Source organism: Enterobacter sp. UPMP2061 (assembly GCF_053709615.1).
The window spans coordinates 1-22,400 of record NZ_JBSKJP010000002.1 but is presented as its reverse complement, the minus strand read 5'-3'; the positions used below and the strand labels follow the sequence as shown (position 1 = coordinate 22,400).

The 22,400-nt window shown below is 54.0% G+C and carries 21 protein-coding genes and 1 rRNA gene; 8 read left to right on the top strand and 14 right to left on the bottom strand.

Features of this window, described 5'->3' with window-relative positions:
- Positions 1 to 5: 5 nt before the first annotated feature.
- From era to rpoE, 8 genes are all read right to left on the bottom strand, one after another.
- Complete coding sequence (era, locus tag ACWKXX_RS05710; RefSeq protein ID WP_003860709.1) at positions 6 to 911, bottom strand: GTPase Era; 906 nt, start codon at positions 909 to 911, stop codon at positions 6 to 8.
- Entirely contained in the window at positions 908 to 1,588 is a 681-nt protein-coding gene (rnc, locus tag ACWKXX_RS05705) for a ribonuclease III (RefSeq protein WP_261666070.1), read from the bottom strand. Before rnc ends, era begins: the two co-directional genes overlap by 4 nt.
- Positions 1,589 to 1,811: 223 nt before the next feature.
- A complete protein-coding gene (lepB, locus tag ACWKXX_RS05700; RefSeq protein WP_006811565.1) occupies positions 1,812 to 2,786 on the bottom strand; it encodes a signal peptidase I in 975 nt (324 codons plus the stop codon).
- A gap of 15 nt (positions 2,787 to 2,801) precedes the next feature.
- Positions 2,802 to 4,607 (bottom strand): translation elongation factor 4, encoded by a 1,806-nt coding sequence (gene lepA, locus ACWKXX_RS05695; protein ID WP_261666069.1) that lies wholly within the window; start codon positions 4,605 to 4,607, stop codon positions 2,802 to 2,804.
- Positions 4,608 to 4,792: 185 nt separating this feature from the next.
- Entirely contained in the window at positions 4,793 to 5,269 is a 477-nt protein-coding gene (rseC, locus tag ACWKXX_RS05690; RefSeq protein ID WP_006811609.1) for a SoxR-reducing system protein RseC, read from the bottom strand.
- Complete coding sequence (rseB, locus tag ACWKXX_RS05685; RefSeq protein WP_261666068.1) at positions 5,266 to 6,219, bottom strand: sigma-E factor regulatory protein RseB; 954 nt, start codon at positions 6,217 to 6,219, stop codon at positions 5,266 to 5,268. The genes rseC and rseB overlap by 4 nt, the downstream gene beginning before the upstream one ends.
- Positions 6,219 to 6,869 carry an anti-sigma-E factor RseA gene (gene rseA, locus ACWKXX_RS05680; RefSeq protein ID WP_015572138.1) on the bottom strand — a complete coding sequence of 217 codons (651 nt, stop codon included), beginning with the start codon at positions 6,867 to 6,869 and terminating at the stop codon, positions 6,219 to 6,221. Before rseA ends, rseB begins: the two co-directional genes overlap by 1 nt.
- Positions 6,870 to 6,900: 31 nt before the next feature.
- Positions 6,901 to 7,476, bottom strand: a complete 576-nt coding sequence (gene rpoE, locus ACWKXX_RS05675; protein WP_006176728.1) for an RNA polymerase sigma factor RpoE — start codon at positions 7,474 to 7,476, stop codon at positions 6,901 to 6,903.
- Positions 7,477 to 7,901: 425 nt separating this feature from the next.
- On the opposite strand from rpoE, the gene nadB reads away from it, so the two are divergent.
- A complete protein-coding gene (gene nadB / locus ACWKXX_RS05670; RefSeq protein WP_261666067.1) occupies positions 7,902 to 9,521 on the top strand; it encodes an L-aspartate oxidase in 1,620 nt (539 codons plus the stop codon).
- Here nadB and trmN read toward each other — a convergent pair.
- Positions 9,506 to 10,243, bottom strand: a complete 738-nt coding sequence (trmN, locus tag ACWKXX_RS05665) for a tRNA(1)(Val) (adenine(37)-N(6))-methyltransferase TrmN (protein ID WP_032649123.1) — start codon at positions 10,241 to 10,243, stop codon at positions 9,506 to 9,508. The genes nadB and trmN overlap by 16 nt on opposite strands.
- A 132-nt stretch (positions 10,244 to 10,375) precedes the next feature.
- Here trmN and srmB point away from each other — a divergent pair, with 132 nt between their 5' ends.
- Complete coding sequence (gene srmB, locus ACWKXX_RS05660) at positions 10,376 to 11,704, top strand: ATP-dependent RNA helicase SrmB (protein WP_017383554.1); 1,329 nt, start codon at positions 10,376 to 10,378, stop codon at positions 11,702 to 11,704.
- Between the two features lie 52 nt (positions 11,705 to 11,756).
- Here srmB and grcA read toward each other — a convergent pair whose 3' ends face one another.
- Entirely contained in the window at positions 11,757 to 12,140 is a 384-nt protein-coding gene (gene grcA / locus ACWKXX_RS05655) for an autonomous glycyl radical cofactor GrcA (RefSeq protein WP_003860727.1), read from the bottom strand.
- A 315-nt stretch (positions 12,141 to 12,455) separates the two neighbouring features.
- Between grcA and ung the strand changes: the two genes are divergently transcribed.
- On the top strand, positions 12,456 to 13,145 hold the full coding sequence (gene ung / locus ACWKXX_RS05650; RefSeq protein ID WP_003860729.1) for a uracil-DNA glycosylase: 690 nt from the start codon (positions 12,456 to 12,458) through the stop codon (positions 13,143 to 13,145).
- Between the two features lie 39 nt (positions 13,146 to 13,184).
- Here ung and ACWKXX_RS05645 read toward each other — a convergent pair whose 3' ends face one another.
- The gene (locus ACWKXX_RS05645) at positions 13,185 to 14,270 is read right to left on the bottom strand and encodes a tRNA/rRNA methyltransferase (RefSeq protein WP_017383555.1); all 1,086 of its coding nucleotides are present in this window, start codon (positions 14,268 to 14,270) and stop codon (positions 13,185 to 13,187) included.
- A 204-nt stretch (positions 14,271 to 14,474) separates the two neighbouring features.
- On the opposite strand from ACWKXX_RS05645, the gene trxC reads away from it, so the two are divergent.
- From trxC to ACWKXX_RS05620, 5 genes are all read left to right on the top strand, one after another.
- Entirely contained in the window at positions 14,475 to 14,894 is a 420-nt protein-coding gene (gene trxC, locus ACWKXX_RS05640; RefSeq protein ID WP_015572133.1) for a thioredoxin TrxC, read from the top strand.
- 70 nt (positions 14,895 to 14,964) lie between these two features.
- A complete protein-coding gene (gene tapT, locus ACWKXX_RS05635; RefSeq protein ID WP_015572132.1) occupies positions 14,965 to 15,663 on the top strand; it encodes a tRNA-uridine aminocarboxypropyltransferase in 699 nt (232 codons plus the stop codon).
- Between the two features lie 35 nt (positions 15,664 to 15,698).
- Positions 15,699 to 18,362 (top strand): bifunctional acetate--CoA ligase family protein/GNAT family N-acetyltransferase, encoded by a 2,664-nt coding sequence (locus ACWKXX_RS05630; RefSeq protein WP_261666066.1) that lies wholly within the window; start codon positions 15,699 to 15,701, stop codon positions 18,360 to 18,362.
- A gap of 109 nt (positions 18,363 to 18,471) precedes the next feature.
- Entirely contained in the window at positions 18,472 to 19,827 is a 1,356-nt protein-coding gene (pssA, locus tag ACWKXX_RS05625; RefSeq protein ID WP_026094276.1) for a CDP-diacylglycerol--serine O-phosphatidyltransferase, read from the top strand.
- A gap of 45 nt (positions 19,828 to 19,872) precedes the next feature.
- Positions 19,873 to 20,196: a YfiM family lipoprotein gene (locus ACWKXX_RS05620; RefSeq protein ID WP_003860739.1), complete on the top strand. Its 324-nt coding sequence runs from the start codon at positions 19,873 to 19,875 to the stop codon at positions 20,194 to 20,196.
- On the opposite strand, the gene ACWKXX_RS05615 is transcribed toward ACWKXX_RS05620, so the two are convergent.
- From ACWKXX_RS05615 to rrf, 3 genes are all read right to left on the bottom strand, one after another.
- Positions 20,193 to 21,500: an MFS family transporter gene (locus ACWKXX_RS05615; RefSeq protein ID WP_261666065.1), complete on the bottom strand. Its 1,308-nt coding sequence runs from the start codon at positions 21,498 to 21,500 to the stop codon at positions 20,193 to 20,195. The genes ACWKXX_RS05620 and ACWKXX_RS05615 overlap by 4 nt on opposite strands.
- 151 nt (positions 21,501 to 21,651) lie before the next feature.
- Complete coding sequence (locus ACWKXX_RS05610) at positions 21,652 to 22,104, bottom strand: DUF4385 domain-containing protein (protein ID WP_063450553.1); 453 nt, start codon at positions 22,102 to 22,104, stop codon at positions 21,652 to 21,654.
- A gap of 126 nt (positions 22,105 to 22,230) precedes the next feature.
- Positions 22,231 to 22,346 (bottom strand): 5S ribosomal RNA (rrf, locus tag ACWKXX_RS05605).
- Between the last annotated feature and the right edge of the window lie 54 nt (positions 22,347 to 22,400).

Here is a 22,400-nt window from a genome sequence, read left to right as displayed (position 1 = left end):
TTGAGTTACTGGTCTTCGCCGTAACCGAGGCTGCGCAGCGCACGCTCATCATCGGCCCAGCCAGATTTCACTTTCACCCACAGTTCCAGGTGAACCGGTGCTTCAAACATGTCCTGCATGTCTTTACGGGCTTCGATTCCGATAGTCTTGATCTTGGCGCCTTTATTGCCGATCACCATCTTCTTCTGCCCTTCTCGCTCAACGAGGATCAGACCGTTGATATCGTAACCGCCGCGCTCGTTGCTCTGGAAACGCTCGATCTCCACCGTCACAGAGTACGGCAGCTCGGCGCCCAGGAAACGCATCAGCTTCTCACGGATGATTTCAGACGCCATAAAACGCTGAGAGCGATCGGTGATGTAGTCTTCCGGGAAGTGATGAGTCGCTTCCGGCAGATGCTTGCGCACGATGCCCGCGATGGTATCAACGTTCAGACCCGTTTCCGCAGACAGCGGGACGATGTCCAGGAAGTTCATCTGGCTGCCCAGCCATTGCAGGTGCGGCAGCAGATCGGCTTTTTCCTGCACGTTGTCCACTTTATTGACTGCGAGGATCACCGGCGTTTTGCCGTCGCGCAGCTTGTTCAGGACCATTTCGTCGTCCGGCGTCCAGCGGGTGCCTTCCACAACGAAAATCACCAGCTCTACGTCGCCAATGGAGCTGCTCGCCGCCTTGTTCATCAGACGGTTGATGGCGCGCTTCTCTTCCATGTGCAGGCCCGGGGTATCGACGTAGATCGCCTGATACGCGCCTTCAGTATGGATACCGACGATGCGGTGACGCGTGGTCTGCGCCTTACGCGAGGTGATAGAAATCTTCTGCCCAAGCAGGTTATTCAGCAGGGTAGATTTGCCAACGTTCGGACGTCCGACGATGGCAATAAATCCGCAATAGGTTTTGTCGATGCTCATTCCAGCTCCAGCATTTTTAACGCCTGTTCGGCGGCAGCCTGTTCAGCCTTACGACGGCTTGAACCCGTGCCGACCACCGGTTCACTCAGGCCACTGACCTGGCAATGGATGGTAAATTCCTGATCGTGGGCTTCGCCACGCACCTGCACCACCAGATAGGATGGCAGCGGCAGATGACGACCCTGCAAATATTCTTGCAGACGCGTTTTAGGATCTTTTTGTTTATCGCCCGGGCTGATTTCGTCCAGGCGGGTGTGATACCAGTTCAGGATCAGCTTTTCTACGGTCTGGATATCGCTGTCCAGGAACACGCCACCGATCAATGCCTCGACCGTATCGGCAAGGATGGATTCACGACGGAAACCACCACTTTTCAGCTCACCTGGCCCCAGACGCAGACATTCACCCAGCTCAAACTCGCGTGCGATTTCAGCGAGGGTATTGCCGCGCACCAGCGTGGCGCGCATGCGGCTCATATCACCTTCGTCCACACGCGGAAAACGATGATAAAGCGCATTTGCAATCACGAAACTTAAAATAGAGTCGCCTAAAAACTCGAGACGCTCATTATGTTTGCTGCTGGCACTGCGATGGGTTAATGCCTGTTGCAACAACTCCTGATGATGAAAAGTGTAGCCCAGCTTCCGTTGAAGCCGATTAATTACGATGGGGTTCATGCGATACCAATAAATGAATGCGTCAAAAATGCAGCACACGAAACCGACCTGAGAAAACCAACGCGGTTTCGTGTGCCGTGGCACCCTTGCAGGGCCAACCTTAAACTTCGGGGGAATATTCTATACACAACGACAGGGGATGTCGTTAGTTCAAAGAGATTTATCGCTGAAATAATTCACGTAGCGGCGAATAAAAGCCGCTACGTGTTATTTTTGACGAAAATTAATGAATTCCGCCAATACGATTCAGGCGAACGCCGGTCGGCCACTCGCCTTCCTGCTTCTCAAAACTCATCCAGATAGCGGTTGCTTTACCGACCAGATTCGCTTCCGGCACAAAGCCCCAGTAACGGCTGTCCGCAGAGTTATCGCGGTTGTCACCCATCATGAAGTAGTGTCCCGGCGGCACAATCCAGGTCGCCAGCTGTTGGCCTGGCTGCTGGTAGTACATTGCCAGCTGATCCTGTGCGATTGGCACGGTCAGAATGCGGTGAGTAACATCGCCCAGCGTCTCTTTGCGTTCAACCAGACGAATGCCGTTCTCTTTGGTTTCACCTTTTGGCACCTGGAAGAATCCGCTGGTCGCTTCACCGCCGTTACGGCGGGCGAAGGTCTGCACAAAATCAGCTGGCTCAACGTTGGAGTAAGTGACTGGCAGCGCATTTTCACATGCGGTGCCAGAGCTACAGCCTGGCTGAATGGTCACCTCTTTCGCCACCGGATCGTAGGTCACTTTATCGCCCGGCAGACCTACCGCGCGTTTAATATAGTCCAGCCGCGGATCTTCCGGATATTTAAACACTACGATGTCGCCACGTTTCGGATGACCCGTTTCGATCAGCGTTTTCTGGTAGATCGGATCTTTGATGCCATAGGCAAACTTCTCAACCAGAATGAAATCACCGATCAGCAGCGTTGGCATCATCGATCCTGACGGGATCTGGAACGGTTCATAGATAAATGAACGCACCACCAGCACAATCGCCAGCACCGGGAATACCGATGCCCCTGTTTCCAGCCAGCCCGGTTTTGGGCCGACTTTTTTCAGGGTTTTCGCGTCCAGCGCATCGCCCGTGGCTGCCTGCGCGGCAGCCTGACGTTCACGGCGTTTTGGGGCGAAGATAAACTTATCCAGGCACCACAACAGACCTGTCACCAGGGTAGCGATGACCAGGATCAGGGCAAACATGTTCGCCATGCCAACTCCTTAAGGTTATTTACCGTTACCGTCTTTACCAACATGAAGGATGGCAAGGAATGCTTCCTGCGGCAGCTCAACGTTACCGACCTGCTTCATACGCTTCTTACCTTCTTTCTGCTTCTGCAACAGCTTTTTCTTACGGCTGACGTCGCCGCCGTAACACTTAGCCAGAACGTTTTTACGCAGCTGCTTCACGGTTGAACGGGCAATGATGTGGTTGCCAATGGCCGCCTGAATCGCAATGTCAAACTGCTGACGCGGGATCAGATCTTTCATCTTCTCAACCAGCTCACGACCACGGTACGGTGCGTTATCGTTGTGGGTGATCAGCGCCAGCGCATCCACACGCTCACCGTTGATCAGCACGTCCACACGAACCATGTTCGAGGCCTGGAAGCGTTTGAAGTTGTAGTCCAGCGACGCATAGCCACGGGAGGTAGACTTCAGACGGTCGAAGAAGTCGAGCACCACTTCCGCCATCGGAATTTCATAGGTCAGCGCCACCTGGTTACCGTGGTAAACCATGTTGGTCTGCACGCCACGCTTCTCAATACACAGGGTGATCACGTTACCGAGGAACTCCTGCGGCAGCAGCATGTGACACTCTGCGATAGGCTCGCGCAGTTCCTGAATATTGTTCAGCGGCGGGAGCTTGGACGGGCTGTCAACGTAGATCACCTCTTTCGACGTGGTTTCTACTTCGTAGACAACCGTCGGGGCGGTGGTGATCAGATCCAGATCGTATTCACGCTCCAGACGTTCCTGAATGATCTCCATGTGCAGCAGACCGAGGAAGCCACAGCGGAAGCCAAAGCCCAGCGCCGTTGAGCTTTCTGGCTCGTAGAACAGGGAGGCATCGTTGAGGCTCAGCTTTCCGAGCGCATCGCGGAAGTTTTCGTAATCGTCAGAGCTGACCGGGAACAGACCCGCATAAACCTGCGGTTTCACCTTTTTGAAGCCTGGCAGCGCTTTATCTGCCGGGTTACGTGCACCGGTCAGGGTATCACCCACCGGCGCGCCGAGGATGTCTTTAATGGCACAGACCAGCCAGCCCACTTCGCCGCATTTCAGTTCGGTACGGTCAACCTGTTTTGGCGTGAAGATGCCCAGACGGTCAGCGTTGTAGACCTGGCCGGTGCTCATGACCTTGATTTTGTCGCTTTTACGCATGGTGCCGTTTTTAATACGCACCAGCGAGACAACGCCGAGGTAGTTATCAAACCAGGAGTCGATGATCAGCGCCTGTAGCGGCGCATCCGGGTCGCCTTCCGGCGGCGGAATATCACGCACCAGACGTTCCAGTACGTCCGGAACACCGACACCGGTTTTCGCCGAGCAGCGCACTGCATCGGTCGCATCAATACCGACGATGTCTTCAATCTCTTCCGCTACGCGCTCAGGATCGGCGGCTGGCAGGTCGATTTTATTCAGAACCGGCACCACTTCGAGATCCATTTCCATGGCGGTGTAGCAGTTTGCCAGCGTCTGGGCCTCTACGCCCTGCCCGGCATCCACCACCAGCAGCGCGCCTTCGCAGGCCGCCAGCGAGCGTGACACTTCATAAGAGAAGTCAACGTGCCCTGGGGTGTCGATAAAGTTCAGCTGATAGGTTTCACCATCGGAAGCTTTATAGTCGAGCGTCACGCTCTGCGCTTTGATGGTAATACCGCGTTCGCGTTCCAGGTCCATGGAGTCCAGAACCTGGGCTGCCATTTCACGATCAGACAGGCCACCGCAAATCTGGATAATACGGTCAGACAGCGTCGACTTACCGTGGTCAATGTGAGCAATGATCGAAAAGTTACGTATGTTCTTCATATAGTTAAATAATTATGCCTTACGAATTCCTGGAGGCCACTGTTCTTAGCCTGACGTTTTTCAGTGCGAAAACGCAGCATTCTACACTACATCCTTGTCAGCTGGAAATGCACTTAGAGCCAGGTATAGCGCGAAGAGACGGCGTTTTCTTTATTGCGATGTAAATAATAATAAAGCCCGGCAGATTACCGGGCCTCAGAAGAGAGCGTCTCAACACGAAGTTGGTCGGGTGCCAGTGCAACGCTGAGGATAACGGGCTGCCACGCTTCCCGGGCGGCAAGCCTTGGGGAAACGCCTTTAGCAAGCCAGAACCCGCCCACGCCGCCCAAAGCGGCCCCGCACATGGCGGCCAAATCTGTGCCGAACAGCATCTGGAAAACCCCGCCCATCACGAACAGACCTGCCAGCGGAGAAAGGTAAACCAGCATGGCGGAAGTGAGCAGGCTACCTTCAGCGATGCCCAGCTCCACTTTTTGCCCTGCCACCAGCGGCTGATCGCTCGGCACAGCAATAGTGTGCGACGTTTGCGGCCCCAGCTTATTCAACACGCGGCTGCCGCAACCGGCTCGCGAAGCGCAGCTGCTGCATGATGCTTTAACGTCACAGCTGACAAGCGCTACGCCATCCTGCCAGGATACGACCGTGGCCCACTCTTTAATCATTGCGCAGCCCTGAATTTAATGCTGTCTGAAATACGTTTTGCCGTTGGCGGCGGTAATTCACCGACAATGGTAATTTCCGCATTATCGCGCACCGTCGTGCTGACCGTCCGGCGACCGGTACGGAGCATCTGTTCGGAACTGTTCGCCGTAGCGCGATTGATATTCACCGAGAAGCTAAACAGCCCATCGGAATAGAGTCGCGACTCAACTGGTGTTTCGATGGTTGGGAGCTGGCGACGGCTGCTGGAAACTTCGCTGAACCCTTGCGGGATCCAGGATGGTACCCAGTTAAAATTGACAGAATCGCCGGCAGGCACGGAAAGCAAAGGCGGCAGGCTGGCTTTGGCCAGATTCTGCATGCTGTTGCCAACCTGACTGTTCACATCGAAGGAGATCACGCGGAACTGCTCCAGCGTCTCACCGTCGCGATCGAGCAGATCAACGCGCATCGGCAGCTTCGTCTCTGCGTCAATCCAGACGATATAGCTGTAACGTGTCCCATCCCGCGCAACAACGCGGATCACTTCGCACAGCCTGTCGGCAATACGCGTTCGTCCCACCGAGATAAAATCATAGTAGGGGGCGAGACGTTTAAAATCGGTGTAAATGAGCGACGGCAGGGAGTCAACGATGTAGTCACCATTGAGCGTAAACGGCTCAAGGCCAGACTCGAAATAGCTGATTTCGTTCCCACGCTGGACCACTTCCCGACGCGGGCCATCCATCTGTAAAAGCTGGGCGAGCGGCTGGTTATCAAGGCGGGCGTGGCGATAGCGTAACGATTCGACACCCTGCTTATTGATGCTGATAAATGCCAACTCGTAATTGAGTGACTGGCTGGCCAGATTCATTTGCTGCAACAACGCCCCGGATGAAACATCAGCCGAGGCGTTAGCAGAGAAGAACAGGCTACCCGCCATCAAAGACATGGCGAACCAAAGTTGCTTCATTACTGCGATTGCGTTCCTAAAGTTTGGTTTCCTGGCACCTGCACAGCAGCCTGCTGGGTTTGGGCCTGCTCAAACTGAAGCTGCTCGGAGTGCAGACGGCGCTGCAACTCGTAATCCTGCAACATCGCATTAATGCGACGGCGCTGCTCCTGTACCTGCTGTTGCTGTCCGCCGCTTGCGGAGGCATCTGCCGGTACGCCCAGGCTAACCGGGCTGGCTTTACCCATCATCGGCAGCGTATTGAACACTGGCGCTTCAGGCTGCTGATTGGCTTCAGACTGAGTATTATAGTGCTGGACCCCAACGATAACTGCAAGCGATACGCACGCAGCGACCCCCATTTGGGTGAGCTGGCTGGCCCATGGACGCACCTTGTGCCAGAACGGCATTTTCTGCCATTGGTGAGGTGCAGGCTGCGCTTCAGGAATCAGCGGCGTGGTCTGATGAACAGGTTCGTTCTCAATGGCCGCCATAACGCGTGCTGAGATATCGAAATGGAGAACCTCGCTGGTATCACCGCGCAGAGAGTCGCGGATAAGATGATAGCTCTCCCAGGTCTGTTGCATTTCGGGAGAATGAGACAACTCATCGAGCAGCTCATTATCCAGCGTTTCACCATCCATTAAAGCGGAAAGTTTTTCTTTCTGCATGCCTAATACCTTTTCCAGTATCCCGCTATCGTCAACGCCTGATAAGCGGTTGAACTTTATTATCAATGGCTTCTCGCGCACGGAAAATTCGTGAACGAACCGTGCCGACCGGACAATCCATGATGGCGGCTATCTCTTCATAGCTTAGGCCATCCAGCTCCCGTAACGTAATTGCCATGCGTAAATCTTCCGGGAGCGACTCGATCGTGCGAAAAACGATTTGTCTCAGTTCTTCTGACAACATTAAGTTCTCAGGGTTCGAAATTTCTTTCAGCGCGCCACCACTTTCGAAGTTTTCTGCGTCGATAGCGTCAACGTCACTAGAAGGCGGACGACGGCCCTGAGCAACCAAATAATTCTTAGCCGTATTGACTGCAATACGATACAGCCAGGTATAAAAAGCACTATCCCCCCGGAATGAATCCAGCGCGCGATAGGCCTTAATAAAAGACTCTTGCACCACATCAGGAACATCGCCTGACGGTACATAGCGGGAAACCAGACTCGCTACCTTATGCTGGTAGCGCACCACCAGTAGGTTAAAAGCTTTCTGATCTCCCTTCTGGACCCGTTCAACCAGGACCTGGTCCGTTAACTGCTCGCTCATCCGAGGTAATGTCTCCCCAAACCAAATTCCACGCGTTATCGAAACGCCACTCTAACAACATTGCACTTTGAGCAAGCACCGAATTAGAGTGTCTGTTCTTCAATAAGTTCCGTAACGCCTTTGTTTTTGTTCATCGCGCCGCAGACCGTTCATTTTCTCTCATTATAAGTCTGTTCACGATACGCACCCGCTTTCTGACAAGAATCATCAACTTTATCGTCAGAAGAGTAACGCAACACAGGCTTTATTTCACCACAAAATCTGAAGCTAACGATCTGCTTCGCAAAATATTTCCGGCCATTTAGCGCAGATTTAACTTCTGGCCTTCCGTTTAGTCATTGCAACACACAACAAAAAAAACGTGCGATATCTCGCATCACAATGCTATTCTCCCCACACCATGTTTAGTAAATTAAACAAACATCATGAACACGACGCCTGAACTTCATTGTGATGTACTGATCATCGGCAGCGGTGCTGCCGGCCTATCCCTCGCACTGCGCCTGGCGGAACATCAGAACGTAATCGTGCTGAGTAAAGGGCCGATGAGCGAAGGTTCCACCTTCTATGCACAAGGCGGTATTGCCGCCGTGTTTGATGAAACGGATAGTATAGCCTCGCACGTAGAAGACACCCTGATTGCCGGCGCCGGGATCGTGGATGAGCATGCGGCAGAGTTTGTCGCCAGCAATGCCCGCCACTGCGTGCAATGGCTTATCGATCAGGGCGTGCTGTTTGATACGCATGTTCAGCCTAATGGTGAAGAGAGCTATCACCTGACCCGTGAAGGCGGGCACAGCCACCGCCGTATTCTGCACGCTGCTGATGCAACCGGAAAAGCGGTTGAAACCACGCTGGTCAGCAAAGCCCTCAGCCATCCTAATATTCGGGTGCTGGAGCGCAGCAACGCCGTCGACCTGATTATTTCCGATAAGATTGGCCTGCCCGGCACGCGCCGTGTTGTCGGCGCATGGGTGTGGAATCGGAATAAAGAGAAGGTGGAAACCTGCCAGGCAAAAGCCGTTGTGCTGGCGACTGGCGGCGCCTCCAAGGTTTACCAGTACACGACTAACCCGGATATCGCCTCCGGAGACGGTATCGCCATGGCCTGGCGCGCAGGCTGCCGCGTGGCGAATATGGAGTTTAATCAGTTCCATCCTACCGCCCTTTTCCACCCGCAGGCACGTAACTTCCTGTTAACTGAAGCGTTGCGCGGCGAAGGCGCGTATCTGAAGCGTCCGGACGGTTCCCGGTTTATGCCGGACTTCGACCCCCGAGGTGAACTTGCCCCGCGGGATATCGTGGCCCGCGCCATTGACCACGAGATGAAGCGGCTTGGCGTCGACTGTATGTATCTGGACATTAGCCATAAACCGGAAGACTTTATTCGCCAGCACTTCCCGATGATTTATGAAAAGCTGCTGAGTCTGGGTATTGATTTAACCCGCGATCCGGTGCCGATTATACCTGCCGCACACTATACCTGTGGCGGGGTGATGGTTGACGATCATGGTCGTACCGACGTGGATGGTTTGTATGCGATCGGCGAGGTCAGCTACACCGGCCTGCATGGTGCGAATCGCATGGCCTCAAACTCGCTGCTGGAGTGTCTGGTGTATGGGTGGTCGGCTGCGGAAGATATTACCAAACGCATGCCCTATGCACGTCCGACAACACACTTGCCGGCATGGGATGAAAGTCGGGTAGAAAACCCGGACGAACTGGTGGTTATCCAGCATAACTGGCACGAGCTGCGGCTTTTCATGTGGGATTATGTCGGGATTGTACGCACAACGAAGCGTCTGGAACGCGCGTTACGCCGCATCATGATGTTGCAGCAGGAAATTGATGAATATTACGCCAACTTCCGCGTTTCTAATAATCTGCTGGAGCTGCGCAACCTTGTGCAGGTTGCCGAGCTGATTGTGCGCTGTGCGATGATGCGCAAAGAGAGCCGTGGCCTGCATTATACGCTGGACTATCCCGAACCGCTTGAAATGTCCGGCCCGTCGGTGTTGACGCCGCAGGTTCACATAAACAGATAAAAGGCCTGGGTCAGGGCAGTGTAATCTTCGGAATAACGCTGGTCTGGCCCACGAATGACCATCCTGTCGATAAAGCATTCCCCCTCTTTCGGCGAGAGCGCCAGCAACACGCGGTGCGGTAAGCGTCCTTCCGTATCCGAAATATCGGTACGAAGACGCAGATTCCAGCCGATCCCCCGTGCGATCTCAATGAAGGTATTACCCGTGCTTTCAGGCAAGACCACGCAGAAAAATCCCTCTTCCGAGATAAGCTCCGCCGCACTGGTCAGTAGCGCCTTGTGATCGAGCGAGCCGGTGTAACGTGCCTGCTCGCGTTCTGGCGTTCCACATTCCACACCTGGCGTGAAATACGGCGGATTGCTGACAATCAAATCGTAACGCGCGGTTTGCTCCGGCGCCCAGGTCAGGACATCGGCGCATTCTACCCTGATGCGATCTGCCCACGGAGAGTCGGCAGCGTTTTCACTTGCCTGCCGGGACGCCTGAGGATCAAGCTCAACGGCGTCGATCGTGACGTGTTCTTCCGTTCGCTGCGCCAGCATCAGCGCCTGAAGTCCGCTGCCCGTACCAATATCCAGAATGCGTTTTACACCTGCGACAGGCGCCCATGCACCCAGTAAAATACCGTCTGTACCGACTTTCATCGCACAACGATCGTGCGCCACAAAAAACTGTTTAAACGTAAAACCATCGCGGCGCAACTGCGCTTTGAGTTGAGACATGTCAGGGCAACCTTCTGAGTGAAACTGGAGTAGCATAGGGGAAAGCGAAGTGGTCGAAAAGCGATATCCATACAAACAGATGAAGATTACAGCCGTAACGTCTATAATCAGCGCCCCACACAGAGGTAGAACATGACTGTAACGACTTTTTCCGAACTTGAACTCGATGAAAGCCTGCTCAATGCCCTTGAGAGCAAAGGCTTTACACGCCCGACCGCCATTCAGGCCGCGGCCATTCCGCCTGCGCTTGAGGGCCGCGATGTGCTCGGTTCTGCGCCAACCGGCACGGGGAAGACAGCAGCCTACTTGCTGCCTGTGTTGCAGCATTTGCTCGACTTTCCGCGTAAAAAATCAGGCCCACCGCGCATTTTGATCCTGACCCCGACCCGTGAACTGGCGATGCAGGTTGCCGAACACGCGCGTGAGCTGGCGGCGAACACCCATCTGGATATCGCGACCATCACCGGCGGCGTAGCGTATATGAACCACGCCGAAGTGTTCAGCGAAAACCAGGATATCGTTGTCGCGACGACGGGCCGTCTGCTGCAATACATAAAAGAAGAGAACTTCGACTGCCGCGCGGTGGAAACGCTGATTCTCGATGAAGCTGACCGCATGCTGGACATGGGCTTTGCCCAGGATATCGAACACATCGCGGGTGAAACGCGCTGGCGTAATCAGACAATGCTGTTCTCGGCAACCCTTGAAGGGGATGCCATTAAAGATTTCGCCGAACGTCTGCTGGAAGATCCGGTGGAAGTGTCCGCTACGCCATCGACCCGTGAGCGTAAGAAGATCCACCAGTGGTACTACCGCGCAGATAACCTTGAGCATAAGGTTGAGTTGTTGAAACACCTGCTGAAGCAGGAAGAGGCAACCCGTACCATCGTCTTCGTACGCAAACGTGAGCGCGTGCATGAGCTGGCAGAAATGCTGCGCAACGCCGGCATTAACAACTGCTATCTCGAAGGTGAAATGGCGCAGGTTAAGCGAACCGAAGGGATTAAGCGCCTGACCGATGGCCGCGTGAATGTGCTGGTTGCCACCGATGTTGCCGCGCGTGGGATCGACATCCCGGACGTGAGCCACGTAATCAACTTTGATATGCCGCGCAGCGGTGATACTTACCTGCACCGTATTGGTCGTACCGGCCGTGCGGGCCGCAAAGGTATTGCTATCTCTCTGGTAGAAGCGCACGACCATCTGCTGCTACAGAAAATTGGCCGCTACGTTGAGGAGCCGCTGAAAGCTCGCGTGATTGACGGGCTTCGTCCGACCACACGTGCGCCGAGTGAAAAAATGACGGGTAAACCGTCCAAGAAAGCGCTCGCGAAACGTGCTGAGAGAAAAGAGAAAGAAAAAGAGAAGCCGCGCGTTAAACAGCGCCACCGCGATACCAAAAATATTGGTAAGCGCCGTAAGCCAAGTTCTGCTGCGCCAGAGACAAAAACGGAAGAGTAAAAAAAAGCCGGGACATTCCCGGCTTTTTTATTCCACCCCCGAAACTGAAACCTTACAGGCTTTCAGTAAAGGTACGCGCGATAACGTCGCGCTGCTGTTCCGGGGTCAGAGAGTTGAAACGCACCGCATAGCCAGACACACGGATGGTCAGCTGCGGGTATTTTTCCGGGTGCTCAACGGCATCCATCAGCGTTTCGCGACGCAGGACGTTAACGTTCAGGTGCTGACCACCTTCCACGCGTACTTCTGGCTGCACTTGCATTGGAATTTCACGGTATTCAATTTCGCCCAGTTTACTCACCGGAACGATTTCGTCTTCCGCAAAACCTGCTTTCGCTACTACACAGCGCGCTTCGTTTTTCTCGCTGTCCAGCAGCCAGAAAGAGTTCAGCAGATCGTCATTTGCAGCTTTAGTAATCTGGATACCTGTAATCATGTGTTGCCTCCCTTAGGCTACATTAACTGATGCTGGCCTTTTGCGGCCAATTGGTAAAACCATTGTTTGTTGTGTGTATATATAACATTCAGACCCGGGTGATTTATTGATTTAAATCAACAAAACTACCAACCACACAAAGAGTGTGGTCTGTATTTTTTGTTTTAGATCAATTTTAAAGGTTTACCAATTCAACTTATCCAGCCTGGTTTTCAACATAAATTGAGTCACTTAGCTTGGTTTTCCGCGGGTAATTTTGCTCATTGGGGTTTAACAGGTAAGCTAGACACAGAATGAGATTCGCAGGAGAGCGAGATGACAACACCTTTAACCTGGCATGACGTGCTGGCAGAAGAGAAGCAGCAGCCCTATTTTATTAATACCCTCAGTACCGTTGCGGCTGAACGGCAGGCCGGCCAGACAATTTATCCGCCGCAGAAAGATGTGTTTAACGCCTTCCGCTACACCGAACTGAGTGATGTAAAGGTGGTTATCCTGGGGCAGGATCCGTACCACGGCCCGGGGCAGGCTCACGGACTGGCATTTTCCGTGCGTCCGGGCGTGGCCATCCCCCCTTCTCTGCTGAATATGTATAAAGAGCTGGAAGGAACGATTCCGGGTTTCACCCGCCCTAATCACGGTTATCTGGAAAGCTGGGCGCGCCAGGGCGTGCTGTTGCTGAATACCGTATTAACTGTCCGGGCGGGTCAGGCACACTCCCACGCCAGTCTGGGATGGGAAACCTTTACCGATAAGGTTATCAGCCTGATCAATGAGCATCGTGAAGGCGTCGTGTTTTTACTCTGGGGTTCGCATGCCCAAAAGAAAGGGGCGATTATCGATCGTCAGCGTCACCACGTGCTGAAGGCACCGCACCCGTCGCCGCTGTCTGCGCATCGCGGTTTCTTTGGCAGTAATCATTTTGTTCTGACGAATGAGTGGCTGGAAAAGCGTGGCGAAAAGCCGATTGACTGGATGCCTGTGTTACCCGCAGAGAGCGAGTAGGGTTTGAATGTGCCGGGTCAGGCCCGGCACATAAAAGGCTTATGCCTTGTTCTGACGCCACCATTCCGCCAGCAGCACGCCGGTCGCAACGGATACGTTCAGGCTTTCAACGTTGCCTGTGCCGTCGATAGAGACGCTCAGGTCAGCGCTGGAGAGTGCCGCATCAGACAGACCATCACGCTCCTGACCTAACACCAGCACCATTTTGCGCGGCAGCGTCGCTTTAAACAGCGGCGTAGCGGCACGGCTTGAGGTGGTGACAATGGTGTAGCCCGCTTTACGGAATTGCTCCAGGGCTTCCAGCACGCTGTCGCCGGTGATCGGCTGAACATGCTCTGCACCGCCTTCCGCAGTACGAATCGCCGCACCGGATTCCAGCAGCGCGGCATCCTGCAATAGAACGCCTTTCACGCCAAAGTGCGCGCAGCTACGCATCATAGCGCCCAGGTTATGCGGGTTACCCACATCTTCCAGCGCCAGCACGCAGTCATCGGCATCCGCCTGGCTGACCCACTGCTGCACGGTAGTGCCGTTACGTTTTTTGATCAGGAAGCAGACGCCGCCGTGGTGTTCAGTCCCGGACGCTTTTGTCAGCTCGGCATCGTCAACCACGTGATAGGCTTTACGGTTCGCCGCCATCCAGCGCAGCGCTTCTTTGAAGCGCGGGGTCACGCTCTGAATAAACCATGCACGAACGATACACTCCGGGCGGCTCTGGAACAAGGCCTGACAGGCGTTCTCACCGTAGACACGAGTCTCTTCCGCACGCTGACGACGCAACACTTCCGGATCGATAAAGCTTTTTCCGCTGATACCGCCGTGATCGGCTTTTTCGGTCGCCTCTTCACCGGGCGCGCGAGAAACGGTACGCCATGGCGATCCACCGTCACGGACAACATCATCGCGTTTGCGATCGTCACGCTTACGGTCATCACGTTTGCGGTCATCGCCGCGGTTATTTCTGTCATCGCGGGCGGGGCGACGGCCACCGTCTGCACGAGAAGACGCCGGACGCCCGCCACCTTTTCCGGTACGCGGATTTTGGGTGCGTTTATCAGAGTCATCATCACTGCGGACATACATCACTTTGACCTTGCCGCTTTTGTTTTTCATTTCGTCGTTCATGCTTTTCTCCACCAGCGCTGCGCGAAGCGCGCAGATTACCCGATGTGCAAGCTCATAGCCATAATTTCGTACAAAAGCCTGTGACTATTGTTCCCATTGAATAAAACGCATTGTCGTTTCATACAAGCTCACTGATAATATGTAACATATCAGAAACATTATCGGCGTTCTGCCGTTGTTCCACGGCTCTATCAGAGGTTAGTTATGAATACCGTATGTGCCAACTGTCAGGCTGTAAACCGCATTCCGGACGACCGGGTGGATGACGGTGCGAAATGCGGGCGTTGTGGCCACGAATTATTTGATGGCGATGTCATTAACGCGACGGGTGCTACGCTGGACAAACTCCTCAAGGACGATCTGCCTGTTGTGGTCGATTTCTGGGCACCGTGGTGCGGCCCCTGCCGTAACTTTGCGCCCATCTTCGAAGACGTGGCTGAAGAGCGCAGCGGGAAAATGCGTTTTGTCAAAGTGAATACCGAAGCGGAACGTGAACTCAGCGCCCGTTTTCGCATTCGCAGCATTCCAACCATTATGATTTTCAAAAATGGTGAAGTGATCGACATGCTCAATGGTGCAGTACCGAAAGCGCCTTTCGACAGCTGGTTAAACGAATCCCTGTAACATTCACGGGGCATATCTTGTGCCCCGTTCTCTCCTCTGCGAAAATGGGGTTTTTCCTGCCTTTTCGCCCATGACTGATAACGCTGTACTTCAATTACGCGCCGAGCGCCTTGCGCGCGCCACCCGCCCTTTTCTGGCCCGAGGCAATCGTATTCGCCGCTGCCAGCGCTGCCTTTTACCGCTGAAAGTGTGTCTGTGCGAAACGCTTGCACCGAGCGAGGCGAAAAGCCGCTTTTGTCTGGTCATGTTCGATACCGAACCGATGAAGCCCAGCAACACGGGGCGTTTGATCGCCGATATTCTGCCCAACACCGCAGCGTTTCAGTGGTCGCGCACTGAGCCACCTCAGGCTCTGCTCGACCTGGTGGCAAGCCCGGACTATCAGCCCATGGTCGTTTTCCCGGCATCATATGCAGGCGAACAACGTCAGGTGCTTACGGCGCCACCATCCGGTAAGCCGCCGCTGTTTATTATGCTCGACGGCACCTGGACCGAAGCGAGAAAGATGTTTCGCAAAAGCCCTTACCTTGATGCGCTGCCGGTGATTTCCGTCGATCTGTCGCGCGTTTCGGCCTATCGCTTGCGTGAAGCGCATGCCGACGGTCAATATTGCACCGCTGAAGTCGCTATTGCGCTACTGGATCTGGCGGGCGATACCCAGGCGGCCGGCGCGCTGGGCTCCCACTTCTCCTGCTTCCGTGAACGTTATCTTGCGGGAAAAACCGTTCATAAGGGTAGCGTCACAGCAACAGAGACAGAAAGCGTTTAAAATCATCAGGTCGCTTGCATTCACGGGAGGCCTGCATGAGCCAGAGAGGGTTAGAAGCGCTACTCCGTCCGAAATCCATTGCCGTTATTGGCGCCTCGATGAAACCGGACCGCGCAGGGTATCTGATGATGCGTAACCTGCTGGCTGGCGGGTTTAACGGCCCGGTCATGCCCGTTACGCCCGCTTATAAAGCGGTACAGGGGGTACTGGCGTGGCCGAATGTGCAGAGCCTGCCTTTCGTTCCCGATCTCGCCGTGCTCTGTACACATGCGAAACGAAACCTCGAACTGCTTGAGTCGCTCGGTCAGAAAGGCTGTAAAACCTGCATTATTCTTTCCTCGCCTCCTGAACAGCAGCCCGAACTGCTGGCCTGCGCCAGCCGCAACCAGATGCGCATTCTTGGTCCAAACAGCCTCGGCCTGCTTGCGCCCTGGCAAGGGCTGAATGCCAGTTTTTCCCCGGTTCCGATCCGTAAAGGCAAACTGGCCTTTATTTCGCAGTCGGCTGCGGTATCCAATACCATCCTCGACTGGGCGCAGCAGCGTGAGATGGGCTTTTCCTACTTCATCGCTTTGGGCGACAGCCTGGACATTGACGTCGATGAGCTGCTGGATTTCCTGGCGCGTGACAGCAAAACCAGCGCTATCCTGCTCTATCTTGAACACCTGAGTGACGCCCGTCGTTTTGTGTCGGCGTCGCGTAGCGCATCGCGAAATAAACCGATACTGGTCATCAAAAGCGGGCGCAGCCCCGCGGCTCAGCGCCTGCTACATTCCCGTTCCGGGATGGATCCCGCATGGGATGCAGCGATCCAGCGCGCCGGTTTACTACGGGTACAGGATACACACGAGCTTTTTTCCGCCGTTGAAACGTTAAGCCACATGCGCCCCCTGCGCGGTGAAAAACTGATGATTGTCAGCAACGGTGCCGCTCCCGCCGCCCTGGCGCTGGACGAGCTCTGGCTACGCAACGGCAAGCTGTCCACGCTGGGTGAAGAGACGCTTCAGCGCCTGCGGGACGCGTTACCGGGAAGCGTTGTTCCCGATAATCCCCTCGATTTGCGCGATGATGCCAGCAGCGATCGTTACATTAAGGCGATCACGATTTTACTCGATAGCCAGGACTTTGATGCGCTGATGATTATCCATTCGCCCAGCGCGGTTGCTCCAGGCAGCGAAAGTGCGCGTGCGCTGATTGAGGCAGTCCGAAACCATCCCCGCGGCAAATACGTTACCCTGCTGACCAACTGGTGCGGCGAGTTCTCCTCCCAGGAGGCACGGCGTCTGTTTAGTGAAGCCGGGTTGCCAACCTACCGTACCCCGGAGGGCACCATTACCGCGTTTATGCATATGGTTGAATACCGCCGCAACCAGAAGCAGCTGCGTGAAACGCCTGCCCTGCCGGGCAATCTCACCGCAAATTCAGTGGATGTGCACAGGCTTTTGCAGCAGGCCATCGAAGAGGGCGCCACTTCTCTTGATACACATGAGGTGCAACCCATTCTTGGCAGCTATGGGATGCAAACCCTGCCCACCTGGATTGCCGGCGACAGCGCTGAGGCGGTACATATCGCTGAGCAGATTGGTTATCCGGTCGCGCTGAAGCTGCGCTCTCCCGATATTCCGCACAAATCGGATGTGCAGGGCGTCATGCTGTATCTGCGCACCGCGACAGAAGTACAACAGGCCGCGGATGCCATTATCGATCGCGTAAAAATGACGTGGCCACAGGCCCGGATCCACGGCCTGCTGGTGCAGAGCATGGCCAACCGTGCGGGTGCACAGGAGCTGCGCGTGGTTGTCGAACACGATCCGGTTTTTGGTCCGCTCATTATGCTGGGTGAAGGCGGCGTTGAGTGGCGGCCAGAAGAACAGGCGGTTGTCGCGCTTCCTCCTCTAAACATGAACCTGGCGCGTTATTTGATTATTCAGGCCATCAAAAGCAAAAAAATCCGCGGGAGAAGCGCTCTGCGGCCGCTTGATATCGCCGGGTTAAGCCAGTTTCTGGTGAAGGTCTCCAACCTCATTGTTGACTGTGCGGAGATCCAGCGCCTGGATATCCACCCCCTTCTTGCCTCCGGAAATGAATTTACCGCGCTGGACGTGACGCTGGATATTGCGCCCTTTATCGGTGATCGGGAAAGCCGTCTCGCCATTCGTCCTTATCCTCTTCATCTGGAAGAGTGGGTGGAGATGAAAAATGGGGAACGGGCGCTGTTTCGCCCTATCCTGCCGGAAGACGAGCCGCTGCTGCGGGCGTTCATCTCGCAGGTGACGAAGGAAGATTTGTACTATCGCTATTTCAGCGAAATCAATGAATTTACCCACGACGATTTAGCCAATATGACCCAGATCGACTACGATCGAGAAATGGCGATTGTGGCGGTCCGCCGTTCCGGAGCGGGAGAGGAGATCCTCGGCGTGACGCGTGCCATTTCCGACCCGGATAACGTGGATGCGGAGTTTGCCGTACTGGTGCGTTCCGATCTTAAGGGTTTGGGGTTGGGCAGACGGCTGCTCGAAAAACTCATTGGTTATACGCGCGATCACGGATTGTCACGCCTGAATGGCATTACTATGCCAAACAATCGGGGTATGGTGACCCTGGCGCGGAAGCTCGGTTTTGACGTTGATATCCAGCTGGATGAAGGCATTGTCTCTCTGTCCCTCAGCCTGATTTCGACGGATAAACAAGAGTAAGCTGCTGGAAATGTTACCCACTTTTCGCGGCACTGGGGTATCATTGTCCGCTTATGTTGTTTGCCTGGTACAGACAACCCTTCAATGAACAGAGAAGAAACGCACTGTGATGTTGTCAAAATTTAAGCGTAATAAACATCAACAACACCTTGCTCAACTACCGAAGATTTCTCAGTCAGTTGATGATGTAGAGTTCTTTTATGCTCCCGCTCATTTCCGGGAGACGCTTCTGGAAAAGATTGCCAGCGCTACGCGACGTATTTGCATTGTGGCGCTCTATCTTGAACAAGATGAAGGTGGGCGTGCGATCCTGAACGCGCTCTATGAAGCGAAACGTCAGCGTCCAGAACTGGATGTTCGCGTGCTGGTTGACTGGCACCGTGCTCAGCGCGGCCGTATTGGAGCGGCTGCCTCGAATACCAATGCTGACTGGTATTGCCGCACGGCCCAGGAAAATCCGGGTATTGATATCCCTGTGTATGGCGTACCGGTGAATACCCGTGAAGCGCTTGGCGTTCTTCATTTTAAAGGATTTATCATTGATGACAGCGTCCTTTATAGCGGTGCCAGCCTGAATGATGTGTATCTCCATCAGCTCGATAAATACCGTTACGATCGCTACCATCTGATCCGCAATCCGCAGATGGCCGACATCATGTTCAACTGGGTTGATAAAAACCTGGTTCATGGCCGGGGTGTGCACCGTCTTGACGATCCTCATCGTCCGAAAAGCCCGGAAATCAAAAACGACGTTCGCTCCTTCCGCCAGGAACTGCGCGATGCGGTTTATCGTTTTCAGGGGGATGCCAGTAATGAAGAACTGTCCGTTACGCCTCTGGTAGGCCTGGGAAAATCCAGCCTGCTGAACAAGACCATCTTCCATTTGATGCCGTGCGCGGAGCATAAGCTCACCATCTGCACCCCGTACTTCAACCTTCCAGCCGTTCTGGTGCGTAATATCATTCAGCTGCTGCGTGATGGTAAAAAGGTGGAAATTATTGTCGGGGATAAAACGGCAAATGACTTTTTCATTCCGGAAGATCAACCTTTCAAGATCATCGGCGCACTGCCTTATCTCTATGAGATTAACCTGCGCCGCTTCCTGAGCCGTTTACAGTACTATGTGAACACGGACCAGCTGGTTGTGCGTCTCTGGAAAGATGAAGACAACAGCTATCACCTCAAAGGAATGTGGGTGGATGATGAGTGGATGCTGCTGACCGGTAATAATCTCAACCCACGCGCCTGGCGTCTGGATCTGGAAAACGCCATCCTGATTCACGATCCTCAGCATGCGTTAGCCGCGAAACGCGATCGTGAGCTGGAGCTTATACGCACGCATACTACAGTGGTTCGTCATTATCGCGATCTGCAAAGCATCGCTGATTATCCGGTGAAAGTTCGCAAGCTGATTCGCCGTCTACGTCGGATCCGTATCGACCGCCTCATCAGCCGCATTCTGTAATACACGAGCCCTGTCATCGACGGGGCTTTTTTATGGAGTCTGTTAATGCGTACGCCTTTCCTGATAATCCCTCTTTTCCTGACCGGTTGCAGCCATATGGCTAATGATAACTGGTCGGGTCAGGATAAAGCTCAACACTTTCTGGCGTCTGCAATGTTGTCCGCTGCGGGTAATGAATATGCGCTGCACCAGGGTTATAGCCGGGATCGAAGTGCCACAATGGGGCTGATGTTCTCCATCAGCCTGGGGGCATCAAAAGAACTTTGGGATAGCCGCCCCTCGGGAAGCGGCTGGAGCTGGAAAGATTTTGCCTGGGACGTAGCCGGGGCAACAACCGGCTACGCCGTCTGGCAAATGGCGCATTATTAAAGGCGGATCCCTTTTCCTTTACGATGCAGCATCAGGGAGACAATAAACGCCAGCGCCCCCATGATGGTGACATACCAGAAAAAGGTCGATTCACTGCCCCATGACTTAAGGGATAGCGCGACATACTCTGCCGAACCGCCGAACAGGGCGTTAGCGACCGCATAAGAGAGGCCTACGCCCAGCGCCCTCACCTGTGCGGGAAACATTTCTGCTTTCAAAATGCCACTGATTGCCGTGTAAAAACTAATAATAATAAGTGCCACCATAATCAAAGCGAAAGCGGCATACGGAGAGGTTGTATGCTGTAGCGCCGTCAAAAGCGGAACAGTCCCCAGGGTGAGCATGCCACCAAAGATCAGCATGGAGGTGCGGCGACCTATTTTGTCCGACAGCGCGCCAACAATCGGCTGTATGAGCATAAAGACCAGTAACGCCACCGTCATGACGACGCTCGCAACGTTAGCATGCATGCCCGTGGTGTTGACCAGATATTTTTGCATGTAGGTGGTGAAGGTATAGAAGCTTAGCGAGCCTGCGGCGGTAAAGCCTAGTACCATCAAAAACGCTTTGCGGTTTCGCCACAGCCCTTTCATCGAACCGGCTTCTTTCAGCGCCCTGACTTCCTGCTGGGAGGTTTCATCAAGCTGACGGCGTAACCACAGCGCCACAACCGCCAGGGCGGCCCCCAGGGCAAACGGGATGCGCCAGCCCCAGGCGCGTAAATCTTCATCGCTAAGGATTTGTTGAAGGATCACCACAACCAGTAACGCCAGTAGCTGTCCGCCAATGAGGGTTACATACTGGAATGATGCATAGAAACCTTTGCGCCCTTCAACAGCTACTTCGCTCATGTATGTCGCGCTGGTGCCGTATTCGCCACCCACTGACAGCCCCTGGAACAGACGTGCCAGCAACAGCAACGCCGGTGCCCATGTTCCGATTGTGTCATATCCGGGCAGGCAGGCAATCACCAGCGAGCCGACGCACATCATGCACACAGAGATGAGCATGGATGTCTTGCGCCCTTTCCTGTCCGCGATCCTGCCGAACAGCCATCCGCCAATGGGACGCATCAGGAACCCGGCGGCAAAAACGCCTGCGGTTTGCAGAAGCTGAGTGGTGGTATTCCCGGACGGGAAAAAGATATGCGCAAAGTAGAGTGAACAGAATGAATAGACGTAAAAGTCAAACCACTCTACGAGGTTCCCCGATGAGGCCCCAACGATTGCCCAAACCCGACGACGGGTATCCTTACCTGCCAAATTGGTGTTATCCGTATCTGCACTGGCTACGGTTTCTGTCATTTTAAAATCCCCTGTCTCACATTGCGGGCCATTGCCCACAAACAGTAAAACCGGATTTAAAACGAATCGTTAGGTAAATAAAATGTTTCTAATATGTTTCATTACGTTTTGTGAACTCGATCAGGTATCGAATTATTAGCGGACGTAGTAATTATCCCCACTTCTGCTGATGCGCCTTTTTTCGCTGCAAATAATCTTCATCTGCACGAATTTTATCCCACCACTTTTTGAAGACAGCGGCGGCTTCTGCTTTTACAGGATCGCAATCCAGCGGTTTGACCTGGCGCTTCTCATCGTACTTTTTACCGCCCTTATGATTGGCGTATCGCCTGGCGCGGGTATAGCCCATCTGAATGAATTTACGCGCCATATCCATACCCACAAAGTCGTTTTGCTGACGATATTCTTCAAACAAGGCGTAAATTTCTTTTGCCGATCGCGCTGCAACTTCAGCATTTTTGTATCGCCAGTGCGGAAGGATTTCGCTTTTGTAAGGTTCCACCATGAGCACACCCTGCTCTCCCCGCCCCACCTGATACAGCTCTGGATGGTCACGGAAATTAATGTTGGCAAAATCTTGTTGGTAATCAAAGGGACGTATCAAAGCAGCACCATTGTTAAAAGCGTTTTAACAATTGTAGGCACGGTCAGGCGGTGCCGCCACCCGGCATTTTCCGGCGCACAAAGCAAAAAACCCCGCACCTTTCGGTACGGGGTTTCTTTAATTGATGCCTGGCAGTTCCCTACTCTCACATGGGGAGACCCCACACTACCATCGGCGCTACGGCGTTTCACTTCTGAGTTCGGCATGGGGTCAGGTGGGACCACCGCGCTAAAGCCGCCAGGCAAATTCTGTTAATCTGTATCAGGCTGAAAATCTTCTGTCTCTTCGCCGAAACA

Bases quoted from the DNA above. Each gene is read 5' to 3' on its own strand.
- rnc (WP_261666070.1), bottom strand. From the start codon at position 1,588: ATGAACCCCATCGTAATTAATCGGCTTCAACGGAAGCTGGGCTACACT.
- lepA (WP_261666069.1), bottom strand. From the start codon at position 4,607: ATGAAGAACATACGTAACTTTTCGATCATTGCTCACATTGACCACGGT.
- trmN (WP_032649123.1), bottom strand. From the start codon at position 10,243: ATGTCTCAACTCAAAGCGCAGTTGCGCCGCGATGGTTTTACGTTTAAA.
- ACWKXX_RS05645 (WP_017383555.1), bottom strand. From the start codon at position 14,270: ATGAACGACGAAATGAAAAACAAAAGCGGCAAGGTCAAAGTGATGTAT.
- lepB (WP_006811565.1), bottom strand. From the start codon at position 2,786: ATGGCGAACATGTTTGCCCTGATCCTGGTCATCGCTACCCTGGTGACA.
- era (WP_003860709.1), bottom strand. From the start codon at position 911: ATGAGCATCGACAAAACCTATTGCGGATTTATTGCCATCGTCGGACGT.
- ACWKXX_RS05620 (WP_003860739.1), top strand. From the start codon at position 19,873: ATGCGTACGCCTTTCCTGATAATCCCTCTTTTCCTGACCGGTTGCAGC.
- rseC (WP_006811609.1), bottom strand. From the start codon at position 5,269: ATGATTAAAGAGTGGGCCACGGTCGTATCCTGGCAGGATGGCGTAGCG.
- srmB (WP_017383554.1), top strand. From the start codon at position 10,376: ATGACTGTAACGACTTTTTCCGAACTTGAACTCGATGAAAGCCTGCTC.
- ACWKXX_RS05615 (WP_261666065.1), bottom strand. From the start codon at position 21,500: ATGACAGAAACCGTAGCCAGTGCAGATACGGATAACACCAATTTGGCA.
- trxC (WP_015572133.1), top strand. From the start codon at position 14,475: ATGAATACCGTATGTGCCAACTGTCAGGCTGTAAACCGCATTCCGGAC.
- pssA (WP_026094276.1), top strand. From the start codon at position 18,472: ATGTTGTCAAAATTTAAGCGTAATAAACATCAACAACACCTTGCTCAA.
- tapT (WP_015572132.1), top strand. From the start codon at position 14,965: ATGACTGATAACGCTGTACTTCAATTACGCGCCGAGCGCCTTGCGCGC.
- rseB (WP_261666068.1), bottom strand. From the start codon at position 6,219: ATGAAGCAACTTTGGTTCGCCATGTCTTTGATGGCGGGTAGCCTGTTC.
- rseA (WP_015572138.1), bottom strand. From the start codon at position 6,869: ATGCAGAAAGAAAAACTTTCCGCTTTAATGGATGGTGAAACGCTGGAT.
- grcA (WP_003860727.1), bottom strand. From the start codon at position 12,140: ATGATTACAGGTATCCAGATTACTAAAGCTGCAAATGACGATCTGCTG.
- nadB (WP_261666067.1), top strand. From the start codon at position 7,902: ATGAACACGACGCCTGAACTTCATTGTGATGTACTGATCATCGGCAGC.
- ung (WP_003860729.1), top strand. From the start codon at position 12,456: ATGACAACACCTTTAACCTGGCATGACGTGCTGGCAGAAGAGAAGCAG.
- rpoE (WP_006176728.1), bottom strand. From the start codon at position 7,476: ATGAGCGAGCAGTTAACGGACCAGGTCCTGGTTGAACGGGTCCAGAAG.
- ACWKXX_RS05630 (WP_261666066.1), top strand. From the start codon at position 15,699: ATGAGCCAGAGAGGGTTAGAAGCGCTACTCCGTCCGAAATCCATTGCC.